We start from the raw sequence: 7,216 nt of genomic DNA, 5'->3' as shown, positions 1-7,216 counted from the left end.
GAAACTCAGTATATTGTTTGATAATTATTCAATTTCGGACGACTTGGTTTTCTGTCCGAATTACGCAACAAAGCCATCAATAAGTCTCAAGCTCCTAATGAGCTTACTATTTATGCTATATCTAACCCTGATGATACTTGGGATAGCTTCCGACGTAATAAAAGTAAAGATGCAAAAAAAATAAAAAATAGAATTTTCTCAGAACAAAACTATATTTGTGCGTACTGTGAAATTGAATTATGTGAAGATAATGTTTTTGAGCATCATAGAAGAGTTGAACACTTTAACTCAAAATCTGGTTGGGTGGTAGGTGATGCTCAACCAAATTGGCACTTGGACTGGAATAATGTTATTGGTGTGTGTATTGGTGGTACCGATAGAAATAACACTGAACAGTTTGTTATGCCAGACAATAAATCATGTGATTCATATAAAGAACACCTCGAAACTAACCATGGAGAAAGTAAAAAGTGGCTAGGAAAAATTGTATCTCCCTTAGAAGATAATTTGAGTAGTGATATGTTTAACTATTCTCTAGCCGATGGAAAGCTTGAAGTTAATTTAGATACTGCAAACTTAAAAACATTTGAACACAACAATTTTGGAACAAGTTCAGAACTTCTCGAGTCTACTATCGAAAAGCTTAATTTGAATTGTGATCGACTAAATCTTGCAAGACGAGAAGTCCAATTTAGTTTAGAAAGATTAATAGCATCCTTCAGAAAAACAAATGATATAAACAAATTCAAGTTTATGCTGCGTAAGTGGGCCGGGGTAGATGGACCTCTTTACTTTCAAACAACCAGAGATATATTGGTTAGAGAAAATCGGATTGCTAGAAAAGCTCTAGAGGATTAATCCCATACCCTTCAATATAAAATCCTTGTTCGCTGGGTCGGTCACACCAGATTGGCCCTGTAATTTTATCCCAAACCTTACTTTGCTCAATTCTCAATCTCTAAGTCAAAACAAATTACCAAGTTGTGATAGAGTGAAGAAAAGAGTCGTTTTCTTAATTTAATTACGAGTTAAACAACCCACTCATCAATCATATCAGCCCAGTCCTGTAGCATTGATGCACGTTGCTCTCGATATTCAGCTTTATTGTAAACTGCCCTCACCCCTTTCTGCTCGTGCGCCAGGCATTTTTCTATCCAGTCGGTATTGTACCCTGCTTCATGCAGCAATGTGCTTGCTGTTCGACGTAAATCATGAGGTCCAAATTTATTCAATGACTGGCCCTCCTTTTGCGCGGCCTTGTATGTCAAATCCATGACTCGGTTCATCGTCGCACTACTCATTGGAGCATCAGAGTCATAACGGGAAGGAAGAATGTAATCAGAACCACCGGCAAATGTCTTTAAGGCGATGAGAATGTCCATAGCCTGGCGTGACAAAAATACCAGGTGCGGGTTACGTCGTTTCATTCTCTCCTTGGGGATCGTCCACAACGCTTCACTAAAGTTAATTTCATTCCAGGTTGCATTGGTTAACTCGCTTTTGCGCACCATAGTCAACAACAGCAACTTTACCGAAGCACGAATCGAAGGGGTTGTACCTACCTTTTCCATATAGCGGTACATCAAACCGATCTCAGCCGGCGTTAATGTTCGGTCTCTTGGTTCAAATCGAGCAATACTGGCGGGCCTCACCAAGTCTGCCGGGTTCTCAACTTTCTGCCCTCTCTCAATCGCCCAACGATACACCTGGAGTACAATGTCACGCGTATGCACAGCTGTTGCCGGTGCTCCACGCTCTACTATCGCGTCAGTCAATGCTCGCAGATCTTCATGAGTGATTTCTGTCAGCTTCTGATTGCCAAATTTACCCTCTAACTCTCGGGCATAGACTGAGCGACGCATATCCCGGGTAGAGTCAGCCATCTGATAGCCACGCAGCCATTTCTGAGCCCAGGCACCAAAAGTTTCAGCATCTTTGGCTCTCGCCTTAGCACGGGCTTTCTCTTTGGCCGGTGACTTTCCATCAGTAACCATTCTCTTCGCTTCATTGAGACGCTCACGCGCTTCTGCTAACGTGATGCCTCCTACTCCATAGCGACCAAAGGTAATGGTTTCTTGTCTGCCATTGATCGAGTAATTGTAGCGAAAAGAGATAGAACCTGCGGTAGTGACAGCAACATAGAGGCCATCACGATCATTGACTTTGTAAAGTTTATCTTTGGGTTTGAGATTGCGTAGCTTGGTATCAGTCAGCATGTTTCGACCTATTATTCTTGTTTGATACCATGCTGAAAAACCTCTAAAAAACTAGAAATTAATCTTTATAAAACAGATAGATATAAATATTAATACCATGCCCCATCAAAAACACTCAGCATGGTATCGGGCGTAATCCATGGCATTACCGATGAATCATACCCATCAAAATACCACGGTCAAACCGTGCTTGGCGTTGCCAGACATTGCCAAAAATGACTAAGCCAAAAACAAAAAAAGTCCGCAATTACGCGGACTTAAGTATGATTTAGTGCTTGTTAATGCTAGACCTTTCTTAAAGGAGCATTATTCCCACTCGATAGTCGCTGGTGGCTTACCTGAAATGTCGTAAACAACACGAGAAATGCCATCAACTTCGTTGATAATACGGTTAGATACCTTACCTAGGAAGTCGTATGGTAGGTGTGCCCAATGAGCAGTCATGAAGTCGATAGTTTCTACCGCACGTAGAGACACAACCCAATCGTACTTACGGCCATCGCCCATTACACCAACAGAACGTACTGGTAGGAATACCGTGAACGCTTGAGATACTTTGTTGTATAGATCAGCTGCGTGCAGTTCTTCAATAAAGATAGCATCAGCACGGCGTAGCAAGTCACAGTATTCTTTCTTGATTTCACCAAGAACACGAACACCTAGACCTGGACCTGGGAATGGGTGGCGGTAAAGCATGTTATAAGGCAGGCCTAGCTCTAGACCAATCTTACGTACTTCATCTTTGAACAGCTCACGTAGTGGCTCAACAAGACCCATTTCCATGTCATCTGGAAGACCGCCTACGTTGTGGTGCGATTTGATCACGTGCGCTTTACCAGTCTTAGATGCAGCTGACTCGATTACATCAGGGTAAATCGTACCTTGAGCTAGCCATTTCGCGTTTTTCAGCTTCTTAGACTCTTCATCGAATACATCTACGAATACGTGACCGATAGTCTTACGCTTCTCTTCTGGGTCAGACTTGCCTTCAAGTGCTTTTAGGAAGCGTTCTTCAGCGTCAACTTTGATGATGTTCAAACCAAATTGGTCGCCGAACATATCCATTACTTGTTGACCTTCGTTTAGACGAAGTAAACCGTTATCAACAAATACACACGTTAGCTTGTCGCCGATTGCACGGTGAACCAGCATCGCGACTACCGATGAATCAACACCACCAGATAGACCTAGGATAACTTCGTCGTCACCCACTTGCTCTTTAATGCGAGCAACCGCGTCTTCGATGATAGATTCCGAAGTCCATAGACGCTCACAGCCACATACGCCAAGAACAAAGTTCTCAAGCATTTGTAGGCCACCTTTTGTGTGTGTCACTTCTGGGTGGAACTGAACACCGTAGTATTTCTTCTCTTCGTTCGCCATCGCAGCGTAAGGACAAGTGTCTGTCTCACCAACTTTTACGAAATCGGCTGGGATCTCTACTACTTTGTCGCCATGGCTCATCCAAACGTCTTGAGTTGCTTCAAGGTCTTTAAATAGAGCACATTCACCAGAAACTTTAACCTGAGCGTAGCCAAACTCACGTTCGTTAGAGCCCGCTACTTTGCCTCCTAGCTGTTCCGCCATGGTTTGCATGCCGTAACATACGCCAAGCAAAGGAACACCAGAATCAAACACATATTGAGGCGCGCGTGGAGAGTTCTCTTCCGTTACGCTTTCTGGACCGCCAGATAGGATAATGCCATCTGGGTTGAATTCGCGAATATCCGCTTCTTCTACATCCCAGCTCCATAGTTCACAGTAAACGCCGATTTCACGTACGCGGCGTGCTACTAATTGAGTGTACTGAGAACCGAAGTCCAAGATCAGAATACGTTGGTCATGGATATTTTTAGTCATTTTGAGCAGTCTTTTTAAGGCTAAGTGATTAAAACCGAGGCGAGTGTACTCGCCTCTTCTTAATGCTTCAAGGAAAAAGCAAACGTTTCCGTTGGGTAATTAGTTCCCTAGACGGTAGTTCGGCGCTTCCTTAGTAATTTGAACATCGTGTACATGAGACTCTTGCATACCTGCACCAGAGATACGTACAAATTCAGCTTTCGTACGCATATCTTCGATAGTTGCAGAACCAGTTAGACCCATGCTTGAACGTAGACCACCCATTTGTTGGTGTACGATCTCTTTTAGACGGCCTTTGTATGCGATACGACCTTCGATACCTTCTGGTACTAGCTTGTCCGCTGCGTTGTCAGACTGGAAGTAACGGTCAGAAGAACCTTGAGACATAGCACCAAGAGAACCCATGCCGCGGTAAGATTTGTAAGAACGGCCATTGTATAGAATCACTTCACCCGGCGCTTCTTCAGTACCAGCAAACATAGAACCAACCATCACACATGATGCGCCTGCTACGATTGCTTTACAGATATCACCTGAGAAACGGATACCACCGTCAGCAATAACCGGAATACCATAATCATTAGCCACTTCTGCCGCATCTGCGATTGCAGTGATTTGTGGAACTCCCACACCCGTTACAATACGAGTTGTACAGATAGAACCAGGTCCGATACCCACTTTCACTGCGCTTACGCCAGCTTCGATTAGTGCTTTAGCACCAGCACCAGTTGCTACGTTACCACCGATGATGTCTAGATCTGGGTAAGCAGCGCGAGTTTCGCGGATGCGGTTTAGTACACCTTCAGAATGTCCGTGTGAAGAGTCGATAAGTAGAATGTCAACGCCTGCTTCAACTAGAGCAGCAACACGCTCTTCGTTACCAGCGCCAGCACCAACGGCTGCGCCAACACGTAGGCGACCACGCTCATCTTTACATGCGTTTGGTTTACGTTCTGCTTTGTGGAAGTCTTTCGCAGTAATCATACCGGTTAGTTGGAACTCATCATTCACAACCAATACTTTCTCTACACGAGCTTCGTGCATTTTCTCTTGCACTTCTTCTCGTGTTGCACCTTCTTTAACTGCTGCCAACTTCTCTTTTGGCGTCATTACTGAAGATACTTTCTTAGAAAGGTCCGTCACAAAACGAACGTCACGACCAGTGATAATACCAACAAGCTCATTGCTCTCAGTGACAACAGGGAAACCTGCAAAACCATGCTTTTCAGTGAGTGCAACAACATCAGCGATGGTCGCGTCAGGGTTTACAGTAACCGCGTCAGTTACCATACCAGCTTCGAACTTCTTAACTTTACGAACTTCGGCTGCCTGCTGCTCAATAGACATGTTCTTGTGGATAAAGCCAATGCCACCCTCTTGCGCTAGCGCAATTGCTAGACGAGCTTCAGTAACAGTGTCCATAGACGCTGAAATCATTGGGATGTTTAGGGTGATGTTCTTAGTTAGCTGAGTGCGAAGATCAGCTGTGTTTGGGAGAACGGTGGAGTGTGCTGGCACAAGTAGTACGTCATCGAATGTCAGCGCTTCTTTGGCAATTCTTAGCATTTGCAATATCTCACAATTAGAGGAGTAAAAAGAACAATCCAATCTCATCGTTTCGCATAATGAGGGTAACCTGCGTTAGCAACTAGCTACATTTGGATTAGATATTGCGGAGGGATTATACGGTTAACGCAATCGCTTGACCACAAATTTTTTAATTTTTTTCTTGCAATTACCCCCTTGCTATGTATTATATTGCCGCTAATTTCCATACTCACGTCTAAGAGATTAGCTGTGCTCTCCAAGACCAATCAAAACATCTTTACTGTTTCTCGTCTCAACGCGGAAGTTCGTTTACTCCTTGAAAACGAAATGGGGATCGTTTGGCTCGTCGGAGAGATATCCAACTTTTCAGCTCCTGTCTCTGGTCACTGGTACCTCACTCTTAAAGACTCTCGCGCTCAAGTTAAATGTGCCATGTTTCGTGGTAACAATCGCCGCGTTACTTTCAAACCCGCTAACGGTAATCAAGTCCTAGTAAAAGCTCGTCTGTCTCTTTATGAGCCTCGCGGTGACTACCAATTGATCATCGAAAGCATGCAACCGGAAGGTGATGGCCGTCTTCAACAAGAGTTTGAAGAGCTGAAAATGAAGCTTGCAGCAGAAGGGTTGTTCGCGCAAATCAATAAGCAATCTTTGCCTGAGCACCCTAAACGTGTTGGCGTCATCACATCGAAAACTGGTGCCGCGCTTTACGATATCTTAGACGTATTGAAACGTCGTGATCCTTCCCTACCTGTTGTGATTTATCCGACAGTGGTACAAGGTGAGGACGCAGCCATTCAAATTGCACAAGCCATTGGTCGCGCTAACAGCCGTGATGAATGTGATGTACTAATTGTGGGCCGAGGTGGTGGTTCATTAGAAGACTTATGGTGCTTTAACAACGAGATATTAGCTCGCACGATTGCAGCAAGCCAAATTCCTATTATTAGCGCCGTTGGACATGAAGTTGACGTGACAATAGCTGATTTTGTCGCCGACGTACGCGCGCCTACTCCATCAGCAGCCGCTGAGCTAGTAAGCCGTGATAACAGCCACAAAGATCAAGCTTTAGTTACCCGCCAGCATAAGTTAGCGAGCGCGATGCGTTACTACCTAGCACAACAAAAGCAGCAATCTACTCAATTAGTGCACCGTCTAGAGAGACAGCACCCAAGCTATCGCTTGCAACGTCAGACGCAACAGTTAGATGAGTTGGACATGCGCTTACAGCGAGCGATGAGTCGTTTTATTGCCTTGCGTCAACAGCGAATCGAGCGTCAACATTATCGGCTGCAATTAAATTCTCCTGTAACACGCCTTGCCGAGCAGAAGTCGAAGCTAGAACGTGTTGAGCAAAAGCTCATGGATGCAATGGATCGCAAATTACTGACTATACGCCATCAACTCGCGATTGCCGCAGAAAAGTTGGACACCGTCAGCCCACTAGCGACATTGAAACGAGGTTACTCAATTACTCAAACTGAGCAAGGTAAAGTAATTACGCAATCTTCAGATGTAAAGTCGGGAGATGTATTGATTACCCGGTTAGCCGAAGGCGACGTTCGTTCTACCGTTAACTGAATACAAACTCT

General features: G+C 44.5%; 5 protein-coding genes. 2 read left to right on the top strand and 3 right to left on the bottom strand.

Going from position 1 to position 7,216, the window contains the following annotated elements; all coding sequences use genetic code 11:
- The first annotated feature begins 51 nt into the window (after positions 1-51).
- A complete protein-coding gene (ptuB, locus tag R7O12_RS17695; RefSeq protein WP_318126170.1) occupies positions 52-858 on the top strand; it encodes a retron Ec78 anti-phage system effector HNH endonuclease PtuB in 807 nt (268 codons plus the stop codon).
- A gap of 170 nt (positions 859-1,028) precedes the next feature.
- Here ptuB and R7O12_RS17690 read toward each other — a convergent pair whose 3' ends face one another.
- The 3 genes from R7O12_RS17690 to guaB all read right to left on the bottom strand — a co-directional run bounded on the left by R7O12_RS17690 (position 1,029) and on the right by guaB (position 5,642).
- Entirely contained in the window at positions 1,029-2,216 is a 1,188-nt protein-coding gene (locus tag R7O12_RS17690) for a tyrosine-type recombinase/integrase (protein WP_025576694.1), read from the bottom strand.
- A gap of 306 nt (positions 2,217-2,522) precedes the next feature.
- Entirely contained in the window at positions 2,523-4,076 is a 1,554-nt protein-coding gene (gene guaA, locus R7O12_RS17685; protein ID WP_005381685.1) for a glutamine-hydrolyzing GMP synthase, read from the bottom strand.
- A 99-nt stretch (positions 4,077-4,175) separates the two neighbouring features.
- On the bottom strand, positions 4,176-5,642 hold the full coding sequence (gene guaB, locus R7O12_RS17680) for an IMP dehydrogenase (protein ID WP_017633908.1): 1,467 nt from the start codon (positions 5,640-5,642) through the stop codon (positions 4,176-4,178).
- 231 nt (positions 5,643-5,873) lie between these two features.
- Between guaB and xseA the strand changes: the two genes are divergently transcribed.
- Positions 5,874-7,205: an exodeoxyribonuclease VII large subunit gene (gene xseA, locus R7O12_RS17675; RefSeq protein ID WP_062730731.1), complete on the top strand. Its 1,332-nt coding sequence runs from the start codon at positions 5,874-5,876 to the stop codon at positions 7,203-7,205.
- Positions 7,206-7,216 lie beyond the last annotated feature (11 nt).

This window comes from Vibrio sp. Vb1574, assembly GCF_033338675.1.
The sequence above is the reverse complement of the archived record's forward strand: the minus strand, read 5'-3'. Positions and strand labels throughout refer to the sequence as shown.

Bases quoted from the DNA above. Each gene is read 5' to 3' on its own strand.
- guaA (WP_005381685.1), bottom strand. From the start codon at position 4,076: ATGACTAAAAATATCCATGACCAACGTATTCTGATCTTGGACTTCGGT.
- R7O12_RS17690 (WP_025576694.1), bottom strand. From the start codon at position 2,216: ATGCTGACTGATACCAAGCTACGCAATCTCAAACCCAAAGATAAACTT.
- guaB (WP_017633908.1), bottom strand. From the start codon at position 5,642: ATGCTAAGAATTGCCAAAGAAGCGCTGACATTCGATGACGTACTACTT.